Source organism: Paracoccus sp. T5 (genome assembly GCF_048538155.2).
In the GTDB taxonomy this organism is placed as follows: Bacteria; Pseudomonadota; Alphaproteobacteria; order Rhodobacterales; family Rhodobacteraceae; genus Paracoccus.
This window is the reverse complement of sequence record NZ_CM135809.1, coordinates 1,345,493-1,365,701: the sequence shown is the minus strand read 5'-3', so window position 1 is coordinate 1,365,701 and position 20,209 is coordinate 1,345,493. Positions and strand designations below refer to the sequence as shown.

17 protein-coding genes and 1 riboswitch are annotated in these 20,209 nt (G+C 68.5%); of the genes, 6 read left to right on the top strand and 11 right to left on the bottom strand.

The window, feature by feature from the left end:
- The 4 genes from ACNR9W_RS06720 to ACNR9W_RS06705 form a co-directional block, all read right to left on the bottom strand.
- Entirely contained in the window at positions 1-1,302 is a 1,302-nt protein-coding gene (locus tag ACNR9W_RS06720) for an ABC transporter permease (RefSeq protein ID WP_419268080.1), read from the bottom strand.
- A gap of 57 nt (positions 1,303-1,359) precedes the next feature.
- Positions 1,360-2,436, bottom strand: coding sequence for an ABC transporter substrate-binding protein (locus ACNR9W_RS06715; protein ID WP_419268079.1), 1,077 nt, complete (start codon positions 2,434-2,436; stop codon positions 1,360-1,362).
- A 359-nt stretch (positions 2,437-2,795) separates the two neighbouring features.
- Entirely contained in the window at positions 2,796-3,899 is a 1,104-nt protein-coding gene (locus ACNR9W_RS06710; RefSeq protein WP_419268078.1) for an ABC transporter ATP-binding protein, read from the bottom strand.
- A 226-nt stretch (positions 3,900-4,125) separates the two neighbouring features.
- The gene (locus ACNR9W_RS06705; RefSeq protein ID WP_419268077.1) at positions 4,126-6,066 is read right to left on the bottom strand and encodes a DEAD/DEAH box helicase; all 1,941 of its coding nucleotides are present in this window, start codon (positions 6,064-6,066) and stop codon (positions 4,126-4,128) included.
- 223 nt (positions 6,067-6,289) lie between these two features.
- Positions 6,290-6,391, top strand: a riboswitch (TPP riboswitch).
- Positions 6,392-6,459: 68 nt separating this feature from the next.
- Between ACNR9W_RS06705 and thiD the strand changes: the two genes are divergently transcribed.
- From thiD to ACNR9W_RS06675, 6 genes are read left to right on the top strand one after another with little or no spacing between them, the layout of a single operon-like run.
- Positions 6,460-7,260: a bifunctional hydroxymethylpyrimidine kinase/phosphomethylpyrimidine kinase gene (thiD, locus tag ACNR9W_RS06700; RefSeq protein ID WP_419268076.1), complete on the top strand. Its 801-nt coding sequence runs from the start codon at positions 6,460-6,462 to the stop codon at positions 7,258-7,260.
- On the top strand, positions 7,257-8,219 hold the full coding sequence (locus ACNR9W_RS06695) for an FAD-dependent oxidoreductase (RefSeq protein ID WP_419268075.1): 963 nt from the start codon (positions 7,257-7,259) through the stop codon (positions 8,217-8,219). Before thiD ends, ACNR9W_RS06695 begins: the two co-directional genes overlap by 4 nt.
- Positions 8,209-8,406 carry a sulfur carrier protein ThiS gene (thiS, locus tag ACNR9W_RS06690; protein ID WP_419268074.1) on the top strand — a complete coding sequence of 66 codons (198 nt, stop codon included), beginning with the start codon at positions 8,209-8,211 and terminating at the stop codon, positions 8,404-8,406. The genes ACNR9W_RS06695 and thiS overlap by 11 nt, the downstream gene beginning before the upstream one ends.
- A gap of 1 nt (position 8,407) precedes the next feature.
- A complete protein-coding gene (locus tag ACNR9W_RS06685) occupies positions 8,408-9,169 on the top strand; it encodes a thiazole synthase (RefSeq protein ID WP_419268073.1) in 762 nt (253 codons plus the stop codon).
- Positions 9,166-9,762, top strand: coding sequence for a thiamine phosphate synthase (locus ACNR9W_RS06680; protein WP_419268072.1), 597 nt, complete (start codon positions 9,166-9,168; stop codon positions 9,760-9,762). Before ACNR9W_RS06685 ends, ACNR9W_RS06680 begins: the two co-directional genes overlap by 4 nt.
- A complete protein-coding gene (locus tag ACNR9W_RS06675; protein ID WP_419268071.1) occupies positions 9,759-10,724 on the top strand; it encodes a ThiF family adenylyltransferase in 966 nt (321 codons plus the stop codon). Before ACNR9W_RS06680 ends, ACNR9W_RS06675 begins: the two co-directional genes overlap by 4 nt.
- A 163-nt stretch (positions 10,725-10,887) precedes the next feature.
- Here the strand turns inward: ACNR9W_RS06675 and ACNR9W_RS06670 are convergent, their stop codons facing one another.
- The 7 genes from ACNR9W_RS06670 to ACNR9W_RS06640 form a co-directional block, all read right to left on the bottom strand.
- Positions 10,888-11,664 (bottom strand): MetQ/NlpA family ABC transporter substrate-binding protein, encoded by a 777-nt coding sequence (locus ACNR9W_RS06670; protein WP_419268070.1) that lies wholly within the window; start codon positions 11,662-11,664, stop codon positions 10,888-10,890.
- A gap of 47 nt (positions 11,665-11,711) precedes the next feature.
- Positions 11,712-12,386 (bottom strand): methionine ABC transporter permease, encoded by a 675-nt coding sequence (locus ACNR9W_RS06665; RefSeq protein WP_419268069.1) that lies wholly within the window; start codon positions 12,384-12,386, stop codon positions 11,712-11,714.
- Positions 12,376-13,428, bottom strand: a complete 1,053-nt coding sequence (locus ACNR9W_RS06660) for a methionine ABC transporter ATP-binding protein (protein ID WP_419268068.1) — start codon at positions 13,426-13,428, stop codon at positions 12,376-12,378. The genes ACNR9W_RS06665 and ACNR9W_RS06660 overlap by 11 nt, the downstream gene beginning before the upstream one ends.
- A 198-nt stretch (positions 13,429-13,626) precedes the next feature.
- Positions 13,627-15,453, bottom strand: coding sequence for a response regulator (locus tag ACNR9W_RS06655; RefSeq protein ID WP_419268067.1), 1,827 nt, complete (start codon positions 15,451-15,453; stop codon positions 13,627-13,629).
- Positions 15,443-16,306 (bottom strand): CheR family methyltransferase, encoded by an 864-nt coding sequence (locus ACNR9W_RS06650; RefSeq protein ID WP_419268066.1) that lies wholly within the window; start codon positions 16,304-16,306, stop codon positions 15,443-15,445. The genes ACNR9W_RS06655 and ACNR9W_RS06650 overlap by 11 nt, the downstream gene beginning before the upstream one ends.
- Positions 16,303-19,389 (bottom strand): response regulator, encoded by a 3,087-nt coding sequence (locus ACNR9W_RS06645; RefSeq protein WP_419268065.1) that lies wholly within the window; start codon positions 19,387-19,389, stop codon positions 16,303-16,305. Before ACNR9W_RS06645 ends, ACNR9W_RS06650 begins: the two co-directional genes overlap by 4 nt.
- 205 nt (positions 19,390-19,594) lie before the next feature.
- Positions 19,595-20,155, bottom strand: coding sequence for a cytochrome b (locus ACNR9W_RS06640; RefSeq protein ID WP_419268064.1), 561 nt, complete (start codon positions 20,153-20,155; stop codon positions 19,595-19,597).
- Between the last annotated feature and the right edge of the window lie 54 nt (positions 20,156-20,209).

Here is a 20,209-nt window from a genome sequence, read left to right as displayed (position 1 = left end):
TTACCCCAATTTCAGGTTGTCGACGCCGACGAGGCGATCGTAGAGCCAGTAGAGGATCAGCACCGACCCCAGCAGCAAAGCCGCCAGCGCCGCCGCCATTGACCAGTTCAGCGTGTCGGTCATGTGCATGGCGATCATGTTCGAGATCAGCTGACCCGAGGAGCCGCCGACCAGCGCGGGCGTGATGTAGTAGCCGACCGCCAGGATGAAGACCAGCATCGCCCCTGCCCCCAATCCCGGCAGCGTCTGCGGGAAATAGATGCGGCGGAAGGCCGTCCAGCTGGTCGCCCCCAGGCTGCGCGCGGCGCGGACATATGACGGGTTGATCGTCCGCATCACCGAATAGAGCGGCAGGATCATGAAGGGCAGCAGGATATGGGTCATCGCGATGATCGTGCCGGTCTGGTTGTAGATCATCTGCAGCCGCTGGCCGCCCCCGATCACGCCCAGCCAGACCAGGATGTCATTGACGACCCCCTGCTGCTGCAGCAGCACCATCCAGCTGGTCGTGCGGACCAGAAGCGACGTCCAGAAGGGCAGCAGCACCAGGATCATCAGAAGGTTCGACTTGCGCATCGGCAGCGTGGCCAGCAGATGCGCGATCGGAAAGCCCAGGATGAAGGTCAGCACGGTGATGACGGCCGACAGCCAGAAGGTGCGCCCGAACAGCATGACATAGACCTGCTGGCGTTCGTCCACCTGCTGGATGTTGCCTTCGGTGTCGCGGGTGCGGTCGGCCGCGGCCAGGTAGAAGTTCGCGGTCATGGGCGTCGAGGCCTCGCGCATGGTCGACCACAGCTGCGGGTCGGCCCATTCCTCGTTGATCTCGAGCAGCGCCTCCCGATAGGGCGGCTCCAGCCCGTCCCGCAGCTTGCGCCCGGTCGAGGTGAACAGTGACCGTGACCCCGGCAGGTCATAGTTGATCCGCGTTCCCACGACGCCGATGCTGCGCGCCTGAGAGGTGGCGACCAAGTCGGCGGCCAGTGCGGCCCAGGCCGCGTCGTCAGGCTGGGTCCCGCGTTCGGTCTGCGCGAACCAGGCCGAGACCTGCGGCATGTTGGCGGAAAACCCGTCATTGTAGAACGAGCGTTGCAGCATCTGCCCGATCGGCACCACGAAGGTGATCACGATGAAGGCCAGAAGCGGAAGCACCAGCAGGAAGGCACGGCGGCGCGCGCGGCGCTGGCTGCGTGCCAGGGCGCGGGCCAGCGGCTGGCCGTCGGCTGTGGTCAATGTGCCCGACCCCACACCGGATGCGGTGGTGGCGATGGCGGCATGTGGATCAAGTGCGGCGTGCGCCATGTCGTCCCCGGTCGTCTGAGAGACCGCCGCCCCGGAACGGGGCGGCGGCATTTGGGATCAGGAAGAAGCCAGCCAGCTGTTGAAGCGCTCGGTCAGCTCGGCGTCATGGTCCGCCCAGAATTCCGGGTTGTCCAGAACGGCGTTCTTCATGTTCTCGGGGTTGGTCGGCATGTGCGGCGCCATTTCCGTCTTGCCGTCCTGGTAGAGGCCGACAAGCTCGGCCGAGGATTTGCGCGACGGGCCATAGCTGATGTACTTGGCCTGATCGGCCAGGCGCTGCGTGTCGGTGGAGAACTTCAGATATTCCATCGCGGCTTCGGGGTTAGGCGCGTCCTTGGGGATCACGAACATGTCCAGATCCATGTACTGGCCGTCCCAGATCACGTCGAAGGGCTGGTTCTCGGCGACCATCGCGTCAAATATCCGGCCGTTGTAGACGGTGGTCATGCTGACCTCGCCATCCGCCAGCAGCTGCACCGGCTGCGCGCCGGCTTCCCACCAGACGACATCGGACTTGATCGTGTCCAGCTTGTCAAAGGCGCGGTCGATGCCTTCTTCCGTGCCCAGCACGTCATAGATCTCGGCGGCGGGGACGCCGTCGGCGATCAGGGCCAGGTACAGCGTGCGCTTGGGGTTCTTGGGCAGGCCGCGCTTGCCGGGGAACTTCTCGGTGTCAAAGAAATCGGCAGCCGTGCTGGGCGCATCGCCCTCGAACTTGGTGGTGTTGTAGGAGATGACCGTGCCCCAGACGATGTTGGCGACAGCGCAATCCAGCAGCGCGCCGTCGACAAAGTCCTCGCTGGCCGGGGTGCCGTCGGGCGCGGCCGGCAGCATGTCGGGGTCGATCTCCATCAGCGCGCCTTCGTCGCACAGGCGGATGGCATCCGACACCTCGATGTCAAAGACGTCGCCGGTGACGTTCTTGGCCTCGACCTGCGCCTTCAGCGGCGTGGACGGGTTGTCGGCGGCGATCATGTTGACCTTGATGCCGGTCTCGGCGGTGAAGGGCTTGTTATAGGCCTCGACCTGGCTGACCTCGTAGGCGCCGCCCCAGGAGACGACATTGACCTCTTTTGCATTGGCCGCAAAGCCCACGCCGGTCAGCGCGGTGGTCAGGATAAGGATGGTTTTCACGTTAAGCTCCCATTGATGCAGTCCGGGCTTCGCGCCCGATATGGTTGGCCCTTGCGGGCAAGGACGGGCGCGGAACGCCCGGCCGATGAGCCAGGCCGGCTGACCGATCCGGCGCACAGGCGGGGATCGGTACCGGCAGGTGATCGCCCGTCCGGACCCTCGCCCGGCGCCGGGGCGCTGCGGGTGTCTGGGGGCAAATGCCTTGGCAGCAGCCGCGATCAGACGAACTTTCGCCACGCGCGGCAGGGGCAGGACAGCGGACTTTTGCCCGGTGCCGCAGCCTGCCCAGTCCCCGGGCCGTTGCGGTTCCGAAGGAGCCGGGGCACGGGGTCAGGGTCTGCTGCATCCCCGTCACCGCGTCAGATCGGGTCGAGGGCGCGTGCATCCTGCGGATGCCAGCCGATGCGGATCGCCTGCCCCGCATCCAGCCGGGTCTGACCGATCGTGTTGCGCATCTTCATGACAAAGTTTTCGCTGCCCGCGACGCGCAGGCGTGCCCGCAGGATGTCGCCCATATAGATCACCTCCAGCACCTGGGCCTCGATCGTGTGGGCGCCGGGGGGCATCATCTCGGGCTTGAACTCGACGCGCTCGGGGCGGATCGACACGGTGGTGCGCTGTCCCTTCTCGCGGATATTGACGGCGGTGGCGTCGATGACGCCGCCGTCGTCCAGCCGCACCAAGGCCTTGTCGCCGTCCAGCTGCTCGATTGTGCCGGGAAGTGCGTTGTTCTCGCCGATGAAGCTGGCGACAAAGCTGTTGCCGGGCCTTTCGTAGAGATCCGCCGGAGGGGCCAGCTGCTGGATCCGCCCGTCGTTGAAGACGGCGATCCGATCCGACATCGTCAGCGCCTCGCCCTGGTCATGGGTCACGTAGACGACCGTGATTCCAAGTTCCTCGTGCAGGTGCTTGATCTCGAACTGCATATGTTCACGCAGCTGCTTGTCCAAGGCACCCAGGGGCTCGTCCATCAGGACCAGTTCGGGATCAAAGACCAGCGCCCGCGCCAAGGCGATCCGCTGCTGCTGGCCGCCCGACAACTGGGCGGGACGGCGGTTCGCGAACTTGCCCATCTGCACCATATCCAGCGCCCGCGCCACGCGCGCGCTGCGATCGGCTGAGGACATGCCGCGGACCTCCAGGGGAAAGGAAAGGTTCTCGCCCACGGTCATGTGGGGAAACAGCGCATAGTTCTGGAACACCATGCCGATGCCCCGCTTGTGGGGCGGGACCTGGTTGATCGGACGTCCGTCCAGACGGATCTCGCCATTGGTGGCGGTCTCGAAGCCGGCCAGCATCATCAGACAGGTGGTCTTGCCGGAACCCGACGGCCCCAGCATGGTCAGGAATTCGCCCTTTCCGATCGAAAGATTCAAGTCTTTGACGACAAGTGACTGTCCGTCATAACTTTTCTGCACATGCTCAAAAGCGACAAAGGCGTCGCTACGGCGGTCGTCCAACAAAAGGCGCTCTCCCTGTTATCGTTGGTTGTTCAGCGCAAGACCAAGCCTAAGCGCTGGCTTTGGCATGTGGCAACAACAATTATCAGGTCCGGGTGCCGTAGCGTCAGCAATTGCCTGTCAAGATCGCCCGAAGGATAGGCCCGCGCCTCCCCGACAGGCCATGAAAAAGCGCGCTGCCCCGGACAGGAGCAGCGCGCAAATCATGCAGTGGTGTGGCGGCTGCGGATCAGCCCGGACGCTTGGGCCCCTTGCGGTGCGGGGTCTTGGCCTGGGCGGGTTTTGCGGCACCCGGCTTGCCCTTGGCGGCCCAGGCAGGCTTCGCTCCGGCGGCCTTGCGCGGACCTGCGCCCGCATCGGCCGAAGACTTCTTCTTCCAGGCTTTGACGGCGGGGCGCGGCCCCTCCTCGCGCGGATCGGCCAGCGACGCATCGTCGGGCACCCATCCGCCACGTGCGGCCTTCACGCGGGCCTGATGACCCTCGTCCTCGGCCGGCTTGCGGCGTGGGGCGGGCTTGGCGGCACGGGCGGGCCGCTCCTCGCGCGCCTCGAACCGCGGGCGCGGGCTGCGCTCGGGCTGTGCCTCCAGGTCGGGTTCGCCCTGCATACGGCGCATCGAGACTTCGGGGGTGATCTCGATGAAATCGCCGAATCGGTCGGCCGCCTCGGCCGCGATCTGGACATAGGACAGGTCCTGGCGGACCCGGATCGCCCCGATGGCGTCACGGGTAATTCCCCCCGCATCGCATATCTTGGGCAGCAGCCAGCGGGCTTCGGCGCGGCCCGAATGGCCAACCGACAGCGTGAACCAGACCGATGCGCCGAATTCGCGCGGCGCACGGGGCGCCATCGGCGCGGGCGGGGCCTGCGTCTCCATCAGCTCTTCGGCGGCGGGGCGCCCCTCGCGCCACATGCGCAGGAAGGCCACGGCGACCTGTTCGGCACCGAAACGCTCCAGCAGCTGCGCGGCCAAGGGCGCGTCCTCGCCCGGCTCCTCCTGAAGGGCGGGATGCTCCAGCATCCGCTGGTCGTCGCGCGCCCGCACCTCGTCGGCGGTCGGCGCCTTCAGCCATTCGGCCACGACCTTGGCGTTCTGCAGCAGCCGCTGCGCCCGCTTGTAGTCCGACGAGGGCACGATCAGCGCCGAGACGCCCTTGGACCCGGCCCGGCCGGTGCGGCCCGACCGGTGCAGCAGGGTTTCGGGATTGGTCGGCAGGTCGGCATGGATCACCAGTTCCAGCCCCGGCAGGTCGATGCCGCGCGCGGCCACGTCGGTCGCGATGCAGACCCGCGCACGTCCGTCACGCAGCGCCTGCAGGGCATGGGTCCGCTCCTGCTGGCTCAGCTCGCCCGACAGGGCGACGCATTTGAAGCCGCGGTTGGACATGCGCGCCAGCAGATGGTTCACATTCGCCCGCGTCTTGCAGAAGACGATCGAGGTCTGGGCCTCGTGGATGCGCAGCAGGTTGAAGATCGCGGGCTCGCGGTCGCGTGCGGTCACGCTGTAGGCGCGATAGGCGATGTCGCCATGCTGGCGCGCCTCGCCCATGGCGGCGATGCGCAGGGCGTCGCGCTGGAAATCGCGGGCCAGCTTTTCGATCGCGGGCGGCACGGTGGCCGAGAACATCAACGTGCGCCGTTCCTCGGGCGCGGCGGCCAGGATGAACTCCAGATCCTCGCGGAAGCCCAGGTCCAGCATCTCGTCCGCCTCGTCCAGCACGGCCGCGCGCAGGGCCGACAGGTCCAGGCTGCCGCGGTCGATATGGTCGCGCAGGCGGCCGGGGGTGCCGACCACGATCTGCGCGCCGCGCTGCAGGGCGCGGCGTTCGTTGCGGTAATCCATGCCGCCGACGCAGGTGGCGATCTGGGCGCCGGTATCGGCGTAAAGCCATTCCAGCTCGCGCGCGACCTGAAGGGCCAGTTCACGGGTTGGGGCAATGGCCAGCGCCAGCGGCAGCTCTCCGGCGACCATCCGGTCGCCCTCCAGCAGTTCGGCGCCCATCGCCAGACCAAAGGCGACGGTCTTGCCCGACCCGGTCTGGGCCGAGACCAGCACGTCGCGCCCCTGCGCCTCGGGCGCAAGCACCGCGCTTTGTACGGAGGTCAGGCTGTCATAGCCCTTGGCAGCCAGCGCCGCCTGCAGCGGTGCGGGAAAATTCTGTTCAGTCATGTAAGTCGCCAAATGCGGGGGTGCCATATGCGGCACCCGATGAGCGGCACCATCGTCGCTGCGACCGGCCCACCCTGCACCCGCCGCCCCGAACATGCGGAGCCAAAGGCGTCTCATACGCGCGGCCCCGGCAGAAGTCCATGCCGGATCGCAGCCAAACCGCCTCAGGGGGCAGATCACCATGCGTCTTGCGCGCGGCGGCGCAGGCCGCTAGCTGTCAGGGTGCAAACCGTTGGGGTGTCCCGTCCAGGGGCTGAGAGGCGCAAGCCAACCCATCGAACCTGATCCGGGTCATACCGGCGGAGGGAACGGTGCAGATGATCGCGGATGCTGTTCCGCCCGTCGCCTTTCCCCACGTCCGGTGCCGACCCTTCGCCTTGAAGGAGGACGACCGTGACCGCAGCCATCGCCCTGACAATTGCAGGATCGGATTCCGGCGGAGGCGCAGGCATCCAGGCCGATCTCAAGACCTTCTCGGCGCTCGGGACCTATGGGGCCAGCGTGATCACGGCGCTGACGGCCCAGAACACGCGGGCGGTGACCCTGGTCGAGCCGGCCAGCCCGGCCATGATCGCCGCGCAGATGGTGGCGGTCTTTGATGACCTGGACGTGCGTGCGGTCAAGCTGGGCATGCTGGGCGACGGTCCCGCCATCACCGCCGTGGCGCAGGGTCTAGCCGGACGGCCCATGCCGGTGGTCCTGGACCCGGTGATGGTGGCCAAATCCGGCGACAGCCTGCTGGCCGACGGCGCCGTAACCGCGCTGCGCGAGCGGATGCTGCCGCTGGCGACGCTGCTGACCCCGAACCTGCCCGAGGCCGGGCGGCTGCTGGGCTGCGCACCCGCCCGGACCGAGGCCGAGATGGCCGATCAGGCCGCCGCCCTGCGCGCGATGGGGCCAAGGGCCGTCCTGATGAAGGGCGGCCATGCCGAAGGCCCCCTCTGCACCGACCTGCTGGTGACGGCGAACGGGATCACGCGCCTGACTGCGCCGCGGCAGGCGACGCGGAACACCCATGGCACAGGCTGCACCCTGTCGGCTGCGATCGCGGCCGGGCTGGCGCAGGGGATGGACCTGGTTGCGGCGGTGCAGCTGGCGCATCGTTATCTGCAAGGCGCCATCCGCGCGGCGGACGACCTTGGCGTCGGCTCGGGTCACGGGCCCGTCCACCACTTCCACGCGGTCTGGGGATGAGCGACGTCACCATCATCGGCGCGGGGGTCGCGGGGCTGTTTGCGGCGCATGAACTGGCCTCGCGGGGAATGCGTCCGCGCATCATCGACCGGAAGGGCCCGCCGGGGCCGCATGGCTGTTCCTGGTGGGCGGGCGGAATGTTGGCCCCGCATTGCGAAGGGGTCACGGCGGAACCGGTCATCACCCGCCTCGGCGCCGAGGCGGCCGCCGCATGGGCCCAGGTCACGCCCGTCACCCGGCGCGGCACCCTGGTCCTGGCGCTGGACCGCGACCGGGCCGAACTGGCGCGCTTTGCCCGCCGGGCCAGCGGCCACGACTCGCGTCTGGTGGCTGAACTGGAACCCGAACTTACGCAGCATCGCGACGGCCTGTTCTTCGCGACCGAGGCGCATCTGGACCCTCGCCAGGCGCTGGCCGACCTTGTGCAGTCGCTGGCCGCGCGCGGGATCACCATCCAGAAGGACGAGGTCCGGCCCGGCGATATCGACGGCCCCGTGATCGACGCCCGCGGCCTGGCCGCCGCCCTGCCGGGCCTGCGCGGCGTGCGCGGCGAGATGGTCATCCTGCACGCGCCCGACATCACGCTCTCGCGGCCGGTCCGCCTGCTGCATCCGCGCCATCCGCTTTATATCGTGCCGCGTGCGGGCAACATCTTCATGCTGGGCGCCACGCAGCTGGAAAGCGCCTCTCGCGCGCCCGTCACTGCCCGTGCCGCGCTGGAGCTGCTGTCGGCCGCCTATGCGCTGGACCCGCGCTTTGCCGAGGCCAGCGTGCTGGAACTGGGCGCCGACCTGCGCCCGGCCTTTGCCGACAATGTGCCGCGCGTCGTCCTGCGCGAGCGGGTGCTGCACCTGAACGGGCTTTTCCGCCACGGCTACCTGATGGCCCCGGCTCTGGCCCGGCAGGCGGCCGATTATCTTCTGACCCGAACCAAGGGGGAGCTGATCCATGAGGATTGAGGTGAACGGAGAGCCGCACCAGATCACGGCCACAACCGTCGCGGCGGCGCTGGCCGAACTGGGCTGGGGCGAGGCGCGCGTGGCGACCGCGCTGAACGGCGACTTTCTTCCCGCCGCCCGCCGCGAGGCGCAGGTCCTGCGCGACGGCGACCGGCTGGAGGTCCTGGCGCCCATGCAGGGAGGCTGAGATGCGCGATTTCTATGGCGTGACCCTGCCCTCGGGGCTGATGCTGGGAACGGCGCAATATCCCTCTCCGGCGGTGATGCAGGCGGCTTTTGCGGACAGCGGCGCCTCGGTCGCGACGGTGTCGCTCCGGCGCGAGGCGGGCCAGGGTCAGGCCTTCTGGGACATCATCCGCGCCTTGGACGTCCACGTCCTGCCGAACACCGCCGGCTGCCACAGCGCCCGCGAGGCGGTCACGACCGCCCGGATGGCGCGCGAGGTTTTCGAGACGAACTGGATCAAGCTGGAGGTGCTCGGCCATGCCGACACGCTGCAGCCCGACCCCTTTGGCTTGCTGGAGGCGGCCGAGACGCTGGCGGCCGAAGGGTTCGAGGTCTTCCCCTATACGACCGAGGACCAGGTTCTGGCCCAACACCTGCTGGAGGCGGGCTGCAAGGTGCTGATGCCCTGGGGGGCGCCCATCGGTTCGGGCCGCGGGCTGAACAACCCCTACGGGCTGCGGACCCTGCGCGCGGCCTTCCCGGACGTGCCGATGGTGATAGACGCGGGCCTGGGCCTGCCCAGCCAGGCCACCGCCGCGATCGAGATGGGATTTGACGCGGTCCTGCTGAACACCGCCGTGGCGCAGGCCGGCGATCCGGCCGCCATGGCCCGCGCCTTTGGGCTGGCCGTTCAGGCGGGCGCCCTGGCGCGGGCCGCCGACCCGATGGAGCCGCGCGACATGGCCGCCCCTTCGACCCCCCTCATCGGAAAGGCCTGGCTGTGATGCTGCCGCGATTCTACCCCATCTTCGACGACGCGGCCTGGCTGGACCGCGCCCTGCCCCTGGGCGTCAGGCTGGTGCAGTTGCGCATCAAGGATCGCCCGGACGCCGAACTGCGCGCCCAGGTTCGCCGGGGCCTGGACCATGCCCGCAGCCACGGCGTCACGCTGGTCGTCAACGATCACTGGCAGATCGCCATCGACGAAGGCGCGGACTGGCTGCATCTGGGGCAGGAGGACCTGGACCAGGCCGACCTGCCCGCCATCCGCCGTGCGGGGCTGAAACTGGGGATCTCGACCCATAACCATGCCGAACTGGACCGGGCGCTGGCACTGGGGCCCGACTACATCGCCCTCGGTCCGGTTTATCCCACCATCCTCAAGCAGATGAAATGGCACCAGCAGGGGCTGGACCGGGTCACGGAATGGAAGCGGCTGGTCGGTCCGATCCCGCTGATCGCCATCGGCGGCATGACGGTGGAGCGCGCCGCCGGTGCCTTCGCCGCAGGTGCGGATGTCGTGTCGGCCGTGACAGACATCACGCTGAACCCCGACCCCGAGGAGCGGATGCGCGACTGGCTGCGGGTGACGGCGTGACGCGCTATGCCCGCCAGATGGTGCTGCCGCAGATCGGCGCGCAGGGACAGCAGCGATGGGCCGCCGCCCATGTGCTGGTGGTGGGCGCCGGCGGCCTGGGGGTGCCTGCCCTGCAATATCTGGCCGGCGCCGGGATCGGGCAGATCACCCTGGTCGACGGCGACCGGGTCGAGGAGACGAACCTGCACCGCCAGCCGATCTATCGCATGGACCAGATCGGCCAGCCCAAGGCGCAGGCCGCGGCCACCATCATGACCGGCATGAACCCGGCCGTCCGGGTGATCCCCCGCGTGGAATGGCTGACGCCGGCTAATGCGCCCGCGCTGGTGGATGCGGCGGATGTGGCTCTGGACTGCGCCGACAGCTTTGCCGTCAGCCTGACCCTGTCGGATGCCTGCATGGCCGCAGGCAGGCCGCTGATCGCGGGATCTGCGCTGGCGCTGTCGGGCTATGCGGCGGGCTGTTGCGGCGGAGGGCCCAGCCTGCGCGCGATCTTTCCCGACCTGCCCCTGCGCGGCGCCACCTGCGCCACGGCGGGCGTCATGGGTCCGGTCGTCGGCATGATCGGCGCGCTGCAGGCGCAGATGGCGCTGGCGGTGATCCTGAAGCTGGCACCCGGCCCCCTTGGCCGCCTGATCAGCTTTGACGCCGCCACCTGGCGAACGGGCGGGTTCCGCTTTGACGAAGCGGCCGAACCCGCGGCACCGCTGCCCTTCATCGCGGTGGACCAGATCGCCCCGGACGATCTGCTGGTGGACCTGCGGACCGAAGCCGACCTGCCCTTCGATTTCCGCGCCCGTCACCTGCCCCCCGAGCGCATTGCCGAACTGTCACCCGCACCAGACAGGCGCGTCGTCCTGGCCTGCCGCACCGGACTGCGGGCGCATAATGCAGGACAGGCGCTGCAGGCTCGCTGGCCGGGGCGCATCGCGCTGCTGGCTGTGACCGATCCGGTGACCTGAGACATTCATGACGCGGCCAGGCATCGCCGTGGGGCCAAGAGGTGCCGTCATCACAGGCCGCGAATGCAGATGAGGGCTTGGGGTAGACGACCGCCGAACGGTCCGACCGTCCTTTTGCTGCAGAGCGCATAAGGCGGGCCGCCACGGGGGCGGCCCAGGGGACTTACCAGGAGGTCAGGACCGCGCCTTCGTATTTCTCGTCGATGAAGGCCTTCACTTCGGCCGAATGATAGGCATCGACTAGGGTCTGGACCCAAGGCTCGTCCTGCCGGCCCTCCTGAACCACGATGATGTTCACATAGGGGCTGTCGGCCTTTTCCATCGCGATCGCATCCGCCTTGGGCGACAGGCCCGAGGCCAGCGCATAGTTGGTGTTGATGATCGCGATATCGGCATCGGCCAGCGTGCGGGGCAGTTGCGCCGCGTCCAGTTCCAGGAACTGAAGGCCCTTGGGGTTGTCGCTGACATCCAGCGGGCTGGGCACCAGGCCGGTGTCTTCGGCCAGAGTGATCAGGCCCAGGTCCTGCAGGATCAGCAACGCGCGCCCGCCATTGGTCGGATCGTTCGGGATCGCCACCTGCGCGCCGTCGGGCAGGTCGGCCAGATCCTCGATGCGGTCGGAATAGATGCCCATCGGGGTGGTGATCGTGGTGCCCACCTCGACCAGCTCAAAGCCGCGATCCTTCATCTGGTTTTCCAGATAGGGGCGGTGCTGGAAGCTGTTGGCATCCAGATCGCCGTCCGCCAGCGCCTGGTTCGGCACGACATAGTCCGAGAACTCGATGATCTCGATGTTCAGGCCCATGGGCTCGGCGACCTCGGCCACCTTCTCCATGATCTCGCCATGTTCGCCGGGCGAGACGCCGACCTTGATATCCTCGGCCATGGCGGCCGCGGTGGACAGGGCAAGGGCGGAAGCGAGGGTTGTCAGTCGCAGCATCGGATTGGTCCTTTCTTGTCTGCGGAAAATCTGAGGCCAACGCGGCATCAGTGGCCGCGGTTGCGCGGGGCGCGGCGATCCAGCCGGGCGGCGATCCATTCGCCAAGCGATTGCACCAGCTGGACCAGCACGATCAGGATTACCACGACCGCCGCCATCACCTCGGGCATGAAGCGCTGATAGCCGTAGCGGATGCCCAGGTCGCCCAGGCCCTGCCCGCCCACCGCGCCGACCATGGCGGAATATCCGATCAGGCTGACCACGGCCAGGGTCAGGCCCAGGGCGATGGCCGGCATCGCCTCGGGGATGAGCACCTTGCGGATGATCTGCAGGGGCGTGGCGCCCATCGCGCGGGCGGCCTCGATCAGCCCGCCATCGACCTCGCGGATGGCGTTTTCTACCAGCCGGGCGATGAAGGGAATGGCGGCCAGGGTCAGCGGCACGATCGCGGCATTCGTGCCGATCGACGTGCCCACCAGCGCGCGGGTGAAGGGGATGATCGCCACCACCAGGATGATGAACGGGACCGACCGGGTGGCGTTCACCACCAGCCCCAGCACCTTGTTGACCCAAGGCGCCGACAGCAGCTCTCCCCGCTGCGAGGTGGCCAGGAACACCCCCAGGGGCAGGCCCCCCAGGGTGCCCAGCAGCGCCGAGATCGCCACCATGTAGAGGGTCTGCAGGGTCGCGTCCCACAAAAGCGGGATCAGGTTAGCGGACATGGCCCAGCACCTCCGTCGACAGTCCGTGGCGCTCCAGATAGGCCCGCGCCTGGTCGGCGCGCGCGGCCTCGACCGAAATCAGCAGGTTGCCGAAGGGATGCGGGCCGACCTCCTCGATGGCGCCGCCCAGAATATTGGCGGTGATGCCCAGGTCCGTGGCCAGCAGCGACAGCATCGGATCGGTCGCATGACGGCCGGCAAAGGTCACCCGGATCACCTGGTCGCCCGGCGGTTCGGGCTGCAGGCGACTGGCCACGAAAGCGGGCAGCGTGGCCCCAGTGACGCCCGACAGGAAGCTGCGGGTGGTCGGATGGGTCGGCCGGGTAAAGACGTCATAGGTCGGCCCGGCCTCGACGATGCGCCCGCCCTCGATCACCGCCATGTGGCTGGCGATGTCGCGCAGGACCGCCATCTCGTGGGTGATCAGCAGGATCGTCAGGCCCAGGTCGCGGTTGATGCGGCCCAGCAGCTCCAGCACCGTCTGCGTCGTCTCGGGGTCCAGCGCGCTGGTCGCCTCGTCCGACAGCAGCACCTTGGGGCTGGTGGCCAGCGCCCGGGCGATGCCCACGCGCTGCTTCTGCCCGCCCGACAGTTCGGCCGGATAGCGGTCGCGCAGCGCGCCCAGGCCCACCTGGTCGATCAGTTGGTCGACGCGGGCGCGGACCTGCGCGGCAGGCGTGCCCGCGATCTCCAGCGGCAGGGCGACGTTGCCCCCGACCGTGCGCGAGGCCAGCAGGTTGAAGTGCTGGAAGATCATCCCGACATCGCGGCGGATCGCCCGCAGGGCCGCCCCCCGCGCCGCGCCCACGTCATGTCCCGACACCTCGACCCGGCCCTCGGTCGGGCGCTCGAGGCCGTTGACCATGCGCAACAGCGTCGATTTGCCCGCGCCCGACCGGCCGATGATGCCGGTGATGCTGCCCCCCGGCACGACGAGAGAGATGTCGTCCAGGGCCATGACCCGCTGGCCGCCCTTTTTGGGGAAGGACTTGCCCAGCCTGTCGAAGATGATGGCCGCGTCGTTTTGGGCCGTTCCGCTCATGGGATCCTGCCAGTTCCAATTCCAAGGGCGCGGGGATGCCCGAAAGACGCGCCGGGTGCAAGCCTGCGGGTAGGTCCGCCGACGGAACAGTCGATCGGCCGTGCCTGCGCCGCGGCGAAGACCGTTGCCCTGTTCCCGCAACCGCCCGAACACCGGGCGCGTCCCCCGGAATGCCCGCAGAACGACGTCCTTTTCCGGCTACTGCGCCGCGACCGTCAGTTCGCGGGACAGGAGCCCCGTCAGGATCGAGCGCAGCGCATCGGGACGGAACGGCTTTTCGATCAGCGGCGCCTCATCAAAGCCCGCCGGCAGGTGCTCGCGGCCATAGCCCGAGACAAAGCAGAAAGGAACATGACGCTCGTTCAGCAGCGCCGCGACCTCGTCCACCGGCTCCCCCTTGAGGTTGCCGTCCAGCAGCGCCAGGTCGATCTGGTGGCTTTGCACCGCCTGCATCGCCTCGGTCACGGTGCGCGATACGGCGACGACGACCGCGCCCGCGTCCTCCAGTTCCAGCCGCAGGTCCAGGGCGACCAGCGGCTCGTCCTCGACCAGCAGGACGCGCGCCCCGTCCAGGGTGGCGGGACGCAGGACCGGCGCGGCGGCGCAGGCCTGCGGGGCGCCCTTCGACTTCAGCGCTGTGACGCCATCCGACAGCCGGATCGTCCAGATGACGCCTGCGGGGTTCCAGACGGCGGTGACGGCATTGTCCTCGCCCCCGCCGGCCGCGCCGATCAGCGTCATGCCGAACCCGGTCCGCGCCGGTCCCGTGACCGCAGGCCCGCCGGTTTCGCGCCAGACAAGCGTCAGCTGCCCGCCCACAAAGGTCCAATCCAGGTCGATCATGCCCTGCGGCACCGACAGCGCGCCGTATTTCGCGGCATTCGTGCCCAGTTCGTGCAGGGTCAGCGCCAGGCGCAGCATGGTGTCCGGGGCCAGTTCGACCGCCGGGCCGCTGCGCCGCAGCCGGTCCCCGTCCAGCGTCCCCGAGCTGATCTGGTCGTCGATCAGCTGATCCAGCGGCGCGCTGGCCCAAGTGGCATCCGACAGGATGGAATGGGCCCGCGCCAGCGCCTGCAGGCGGCCGCCAAAGCTCTTCTCGAAGTCCTGCAGGCTGTCGGACTGGCGCAGGCTCTGGCGGGCGATGGCCTGGACATTGGCCAGGGTGTTCTTGATGCGGTGGTTCAGCTCTCCGATCAGCAGCGAGCGGACCTCCTCGGCCTGCTTGCGCTCGGTGATGTCCAGGATCTGCAGCGACAGCGACCGCTGACCCGCCGCGTCGGAGAGGACCGAGCCATAGATCTCGCAGCTGATCGGGCCCACCGCTGCGTGGTCCAGCACCATCTCAGCTGAAAAGCGCGGGGCGGCATCCCCGCCGGCCTTCAGCCAGCCTGCCAGCTCCTCGGCCCCCGCCGCATCCAGCCAACCCGAGGCGGGCGCCGTCATGCCCAGCAGATCGCCCGCCGCGCGCCCGAACATCCGCTCGGCCCCCTTGGACCAGCGGCGCACGCAGAGGTCGCGGTCCAGGGTCACGAAGGCCAGGGGCGAATTGTCGTTATGCGCCTTCAGCTGCGCCATCACCCGGTCGCGATGACGGGCGATCTCCTGCATCTCGTCGCGCTGGCGTTCCAGCTCCTTGGCCTGGCGGCCGATCCGGAAAAAGACCTCGGCCTTGGATTTCAGGATCAGCGGGTCGATCGGCTTGAAGATGTAATCGACGGCACCTGCCTCATAGCCGCGGAACCGGCGGGCCTCGTCCATTTCCGCCGCGGTGACGAAGATGATCGGGACGCCCCGCGTGCGTTCGGTGGACCGCATCAGTTCGGCCAGTTCATAGCCGTCGGTGCCGGGCATCTGCACGTCCAGGAAGGCCAGCGCATAGTCGTGCATCAGCATCAGCTCCAGCGCCTCGCTGGCCGACCGCGCACGGTCCACCACCAGCCCGTCGCGCCGCAGCAGGGCCTCCAGCGCCATGATGTTCTCGGCGATGTCGTCGACGATCAGGAACCTGATGGTGTTATCGAGCATGGGCGGTCTCCTGAGAGGCAGTGCGGCGCCAGATCCTGTCTGGCTCTTCAAAGGGCACGAAGGCCGAGGCATGGGCCGAAAAGCGCAGGGTCTCGTGCGAGCCGAGGCCCAGAAAGCCGCCGCGCGCCAGCGCTTCGGCAAAAAGGCCCAGGGTGCGGTCCTGCAATTCGGCGTCGAAATAGATCAGCACGTTGCGGCAGCTGATCAGGTGAACCTCGGAAAAGACCTGGTCCGAGGCCAGGTTGTGTTCGGTAAAGACCGTCCGCGACCGCAGCGACCGGTCAAAGGCGGCGCGACCATAGGCGGCGGTGTAATAGTCTGACAGCGACCCGCGCCCGCCCGACCGCTGATAGTTTTGCGAAAAGACCGGCAGGCGGTCGATGTCATAGACGCCCGCCTCGGCCCGTGCCAGGGCGCGGCGGTTGATCTCGGTCGCGTAGAACAGCGTGCGGTCGAACAGACCCTCCTCGCGGAACAGGATCGCCAGCGAATACAACTCCTCGCCATCGGCGCAGCCCGCGACCCAGACCTTGAGCGAGGGGAATGTGTGCAGATGCGGCAGGACCTCCCGGCGCAGCGCCAGGTAGTAGTCGGGATCGCGGAACATCTCGCTGACCTGCACGGTCATCGCGTCGATGATCTGGGGCAGCACGGCGGGGTCGTGCAGCAGGCGGCCCTGAAGTTCCGACAGCGTGGCGCAACCCAGCCGTTCCCGCGCCAGTTCCGCCCGCCGCGCCAGCGACGCGCGGGAATAGGACCGGAAGTCATAGTGATAACGCCGGTGCAGCGCCTCCAGGAACAGGTCCAGTTCGATCGCATCGCCGGGCCGGGCGGGAACGGGTTCCAGGCTCATCGCGGCATCCACACGCGGGTCAGCGACAACAGCTTGTCCACGTCCAGGGGCTTTGGCAGATAGTCGTTGGCCCCCGCCGCCAGGCACTGGTTCTGGTCATCGGCCATGGCCTTGGCGGTCAGCATGATGATCGGCAGCGACTTCCAGCGGTCGATCTTGCGGATCTCGCGCGTGGCGGTCAGGCCGTCCATCTCGGGCATCATCACGTCCATCAGCACCAGATCCACGCGGGGCTGCGCGCCGTCGGCGATGCGGCCCAGCACCTCCAGCGCCTCGCGGCCGTTGCGGGCGATCTGCACCTTGGCGCCATGCGGCTCGAAGACGCCGGTCAGGGCATAGACGTTGCGGATGTCATCCTCGACCACCAGGATGCGGCGCCCCTCCAGCTGCGCGTCGCGGTTCAGCGAGGCGGCCAGCATCTCGCGCTGCTTTTCGGGCAGGTCGCTGACCACCTGGTGCAGGAACAGCGTGACCTCGTTGATCAGGCGCTCGGGCGATTTCGCCCCCTTGATGATGATCGAGCTGGAATAGCGCCGCAGCCGCTGTTCCTCGGCCTCGTTCAGGGTGCGGGCGGTATAGACGATGACCGGCGGGAAAGCGGCGGTGCCGTCCCCGTCCAGCTGTTCCAGCACCTCAAAGCCCGAGGCGTCGGGCAGCGTCATGTCCAGCACGATGCAGTCCACGGTCCGGCTGCGGCAGATCTGCAGCGCCTCGGCGGCGGTGCCCGCACCGACCGTCTCGACCTCGTCGCTGGCCAGAAGCGCCTTCAGACCCTCCATCTGCGCGGGATCGTCCTCGACGATCAGCACGCAGCGCAGCCGCTGTTCCAGGCGGTGCTCCAGGGTCCGGATCGCCTGTTCCAGCTGCTCGCGCGGCACGGGCTTCAGCATGTAGCTGATCGCGCCCTGGGCCAACGCCTCCTTGGTATAGTCGTTGGCCGACACGATATGCACGGGGATGTGCCGCGTGCTGGTGTCGCGCTTCAGCCGGTCCAGCGCCGACAGGCCCGAATGGTCCGGCAGGCCCACGTCCATCACGATGGCCTGCGGCAGGAAATGCCGCGCGGCGCGGACGCCATCATCGGCACGCCCCACGCAGACGCAGCGAAAGCCCAGATCCCGCGCCAGGCCGTAAAGCACCTTGGCGAAGGCCGGATCATCCTCGACCACCAGCATCACGCGGTCGCCGGGCGCGATCACCGCCCGGTCGTCCTCCAGCCCCCGCAGCGCGTCCAGCAGCAGCGGCTCGGGGTCGAAGGATGCTTCGGGCATGGGCGGGGCGGCCAGCGCCGCGGGGCCGCGGGCGGCCGAGGCGGCTTGCCGGATGGCCGGCGCCGCGGGCAGGATCAGGGTAAAGACGCTGCCCCGGCCCTTCTCGCTGCTGAGCGTGACGCGCCCGCCCAGCAAATCCGCCAGCTCGCGAGAGATCGACAGGCCCAGCCCGGTGCCGCCAAAGCGGCGCGAGATGGTGCCATCGGCCTGGCGGAAGGCCTCGAAGACCGCCTCCTGCTGATCAGTGTCGATGCCGATGCCGGTATCCTCCACCGAAAAAGCGATGCCCTGCCCCAGGGGGGCCACGCGCAGCGTGACGCGGCCGCGCTCGGTGAACTTCAGCGCGTTCGAGATGAAGTTCCGCAGCACCTGCTCCAGCCGCTGGCAGTCGGTTTCCAGCTCTCCGACACCCGGCGCCACCTCGGCGGTCAGCTGCAGGCCCTTGCCCTTGGCCTGCATCTCGAAGGCGCGAACCAGCTTCGTGGCGACCGTCTGCGGGTCGATGCGGTCGCGCGACAGTTCCAGCTTGCCCGATTCGATCTTGGACAGGTCCAGGATGTCGTTGATCAGCGCCAGAAGATCCTTGCCCGAACTCTCGATCGTCTCGGCCCACCGGACCTGCTCCCCGGTCAGGGTGCGGGCGCGGTTCTCGGCCAGCAGGCGGGACATGATCAGCAGCGCGTTCAGGGGCGTGCGCAGCTCGTGGCTCATGTTGGCCACGAATTCGGACTTGTAGCGGCTCTCGCGGGCCAGCTGCGCCGCCTGGTCTTCCAGCATCCGGCGCGACCGGGCCAGCGCGTCGCGCTGCTCCTCCAGCTCCTGCGTCTGGTTTTCCAGCTGCGCGTTCTGGCTTTCCAGCTCGGTCTGCTGCATTTCCAGCCGCCGCTGGCTGTCCTGCAGGGCCCGGGTCTGTTCCTCCAGCTCCTCGTTCGAGGCGGCCAGTTCCTCGCCGTGGCTGCGCAGCTCCTCGGCCTGGCGGCGGGTCTCCTCCAGCAGCTCCTGCAGCTGTTCGCGGTACTGCGCCGAACGCAGCGCGATGCCCAGCTTGTCGCTGATCCGGCCAAACAACTCCTGGACCCGCTCGCTCGGGGGCGTGTCCAGGCCGAATTCCAGAACGCCGTTCACCAGCTGCCCGTCGCGCAGCGGGACCATCAGCGCATGCGGCGCACGGCCGCGACCCAGGCCCGTGGCCCAACCAAGCGCCTCCTCCGGCGCCATGGCGATGCAGAGGACACGGCGTTCGGCGACGCAGCGGCCCAGATGCCCCTCGCCCTCGATCACCCGTTCGGCCAGGGACGCCTCGTCGACACCCCAACTGGCCAGCCGCTGATAGCCGTGGCCGTTGCGGGCATAGGCGACCGCCGCGCGCGCGCCGACCCGTTCGGCCAGCGCCTGCAGGATCTGCCGGCCAAGCCGTTCGGCCGACAATTCGCCCTGCAGGGCGCGCGACACCTCGACCTGACCCTGATGCACCCATTCGCTCTGCGTCAGCCGCTCGCGGTTGATGATCAGGCCCCGGCCTACCAGGCCCAGCACCAGATAGACAATCCCGGCCATGGTCCGGTTGGCCGCCGCGACGCGCGGATCGATGCCGGCCTGGTCAAAGAAATAACCCGCCCCCATCAGCGCGCAGGTCAGCACGGCCACCACCACGGGCGTCAGCGGACGCGTGCTGCCAAAGGCCAGCGCCAGCGGCAGAATGTAGATCAGCCAGACGGCCGTTCCCAACGGGAACTGGATATCGAGTAAAAAAACGCCTCCAAGCGCGGCAGCGATCACCGCGAGGATGGTCAGGTCCTGGATCTTTGGCACGGGGTCTCCTGCAGCGCCGGCGCGACGCCGAATTTTTCGACGGCGGGCGTCGAACGCCCGGCAGTGCCGAATGGTTCAACGCGGCGAAACAAATAAATGACACACGCAGCGATGCCGCGACACAGCGCGGCGGGCGTGCCGACAGCGTTGACTAGCGAATCAACTGCCCGATGTCGATATGAAACCGCCTAAACCTGTCCATAGGTCAGGTGCGCGGGCCGGGCGCGCGGGGCGGCCACATCCGGCCCCAGACGCCGTCCCGGCGGATCAGCGCATGGTGCAGCGCCGCCCCCAGATGCAGCGCCAGCACCGCGATCAGCGTGAAGGCCGCGAGGGCATGCAGGGTGCTGGCGGCCTCGGCCAGGGGCTTGGATCGGCCGACCAGCGCGGGCAGGCCCAGGGCGTCCAGCCCCTCGATCGGAAAGCCCCCGGCCCGGACCCGCACATAGCCACTGAGGGGCAGCACGACCATCAGGACATAAAGCGCGACATGCGACCCGCGCGCCGCGCGCCGCTGCCAGGCCGGCAGGTCCCCGGGCAGCGGCGGCGCGGGATGCGTGATCCTCCAGGCGACCCGCAGGGCCACGACCAGGATCAGGATGCTGCCCAGGTTCTTGTGAAAGATGAACAGAACATCCTGCAGCCCGCGGTCAAGCCCGTCCCGGACCATGATCAGCCCCGCCGGGATCATCGCCAGCACCGCCACAGCGATCACCCAGTGCAGCACGCGCGCCGTGGTGCCATAGCCGGGGTCGTGATGATCCATCGCCGGGTCCTCCTCCTCCCGCAGGATAGTCCGAACCTGCCGTTCGGCATAGCG

Excerpts from the sequence above, each read along its gene's own strand:
- ACNR9W_RS06665 (WP_419268069.1), bottom strand. The coding sequence starts at position 12,386 with ATGTCCGCTAACCTGATCCCGCTTTTGTGGGACGCGACCCTGCAGACC.
- ACNR9W_RS06640 (WP_419268064.1), bottom strand. The coding sequence starts at position 20,155 with ATGGATCATCACGACCCCGGCTATGGCACCACGGCGCGCGTGCTGCAC.
- ACNR9W_RS06720 (WP_419268080.1), bottom strand. The coding sequence starts at position 1,302 with ATGGCGCACGCCGCACTTGATCCACATGCCGCCATCGCCACCACCGCA.
- ACNR9W_RS06695 (WP_419268075.1), top strand. The coding sequence starts at position 7,257 with ATGAGCGACGTCACCATCATCGGCGCGGGGGTCGCGGGGCTGTTTGCG.
- ACNR9W_RS06670 (WP_419268070.1), bottom strand. The coding sequence starts at position 11,664 with ATGCTGCGACTGACAACCCTCGCTTCCGCCCTTGCCCTGTCCACCGCG.
- ACNR9W_RS06685 (WP_419268073.1), top strand. The coding sequence starts at position 8,408 with ATGCGCGATTTCTATGGCGTGACCCTGCCCTCGGGGCTGATGCTGGGA.
- thiS (WP_419268074.1), top strand. The coding sequence starts at position 8,209 with ATGAGGATTGAGGTGAACGGAGAGCCGCACCAGATCACGGCCACAACC.
- ACNR9W_RS06650 (WP_419268066.1), bottom strand. The coding sequence starts at position 16,306 with ATGAGCCTGGAACCCGTTCCCGCCCGGCCCGGCGATGCGATCGAACTG.
- ACNR9W_RS06705 (WP_419268077.1), bottom strand. The coding sequence starts at position 6,066 with ATGACTGAACAGAATTTTCCCGCACCGCTGCAGGCGGCGCTGGCTGCC.
- ACNR9W_RS06660 (WP_419268068.1), bottom strand. The coding sequence starts at position 13,428 with ATGAGCGGAACGGCCCAAAACGACGCGGCCATCATCTTCGACAGGCTG.
- ACNR9W_RS06655 (WP_419268067.1), bottom strand. The coding sequence starts at position 15,453 with ATGCTCGATAACACCATCAGGTTCCTGATCGTCGACGACATCGCCGAG.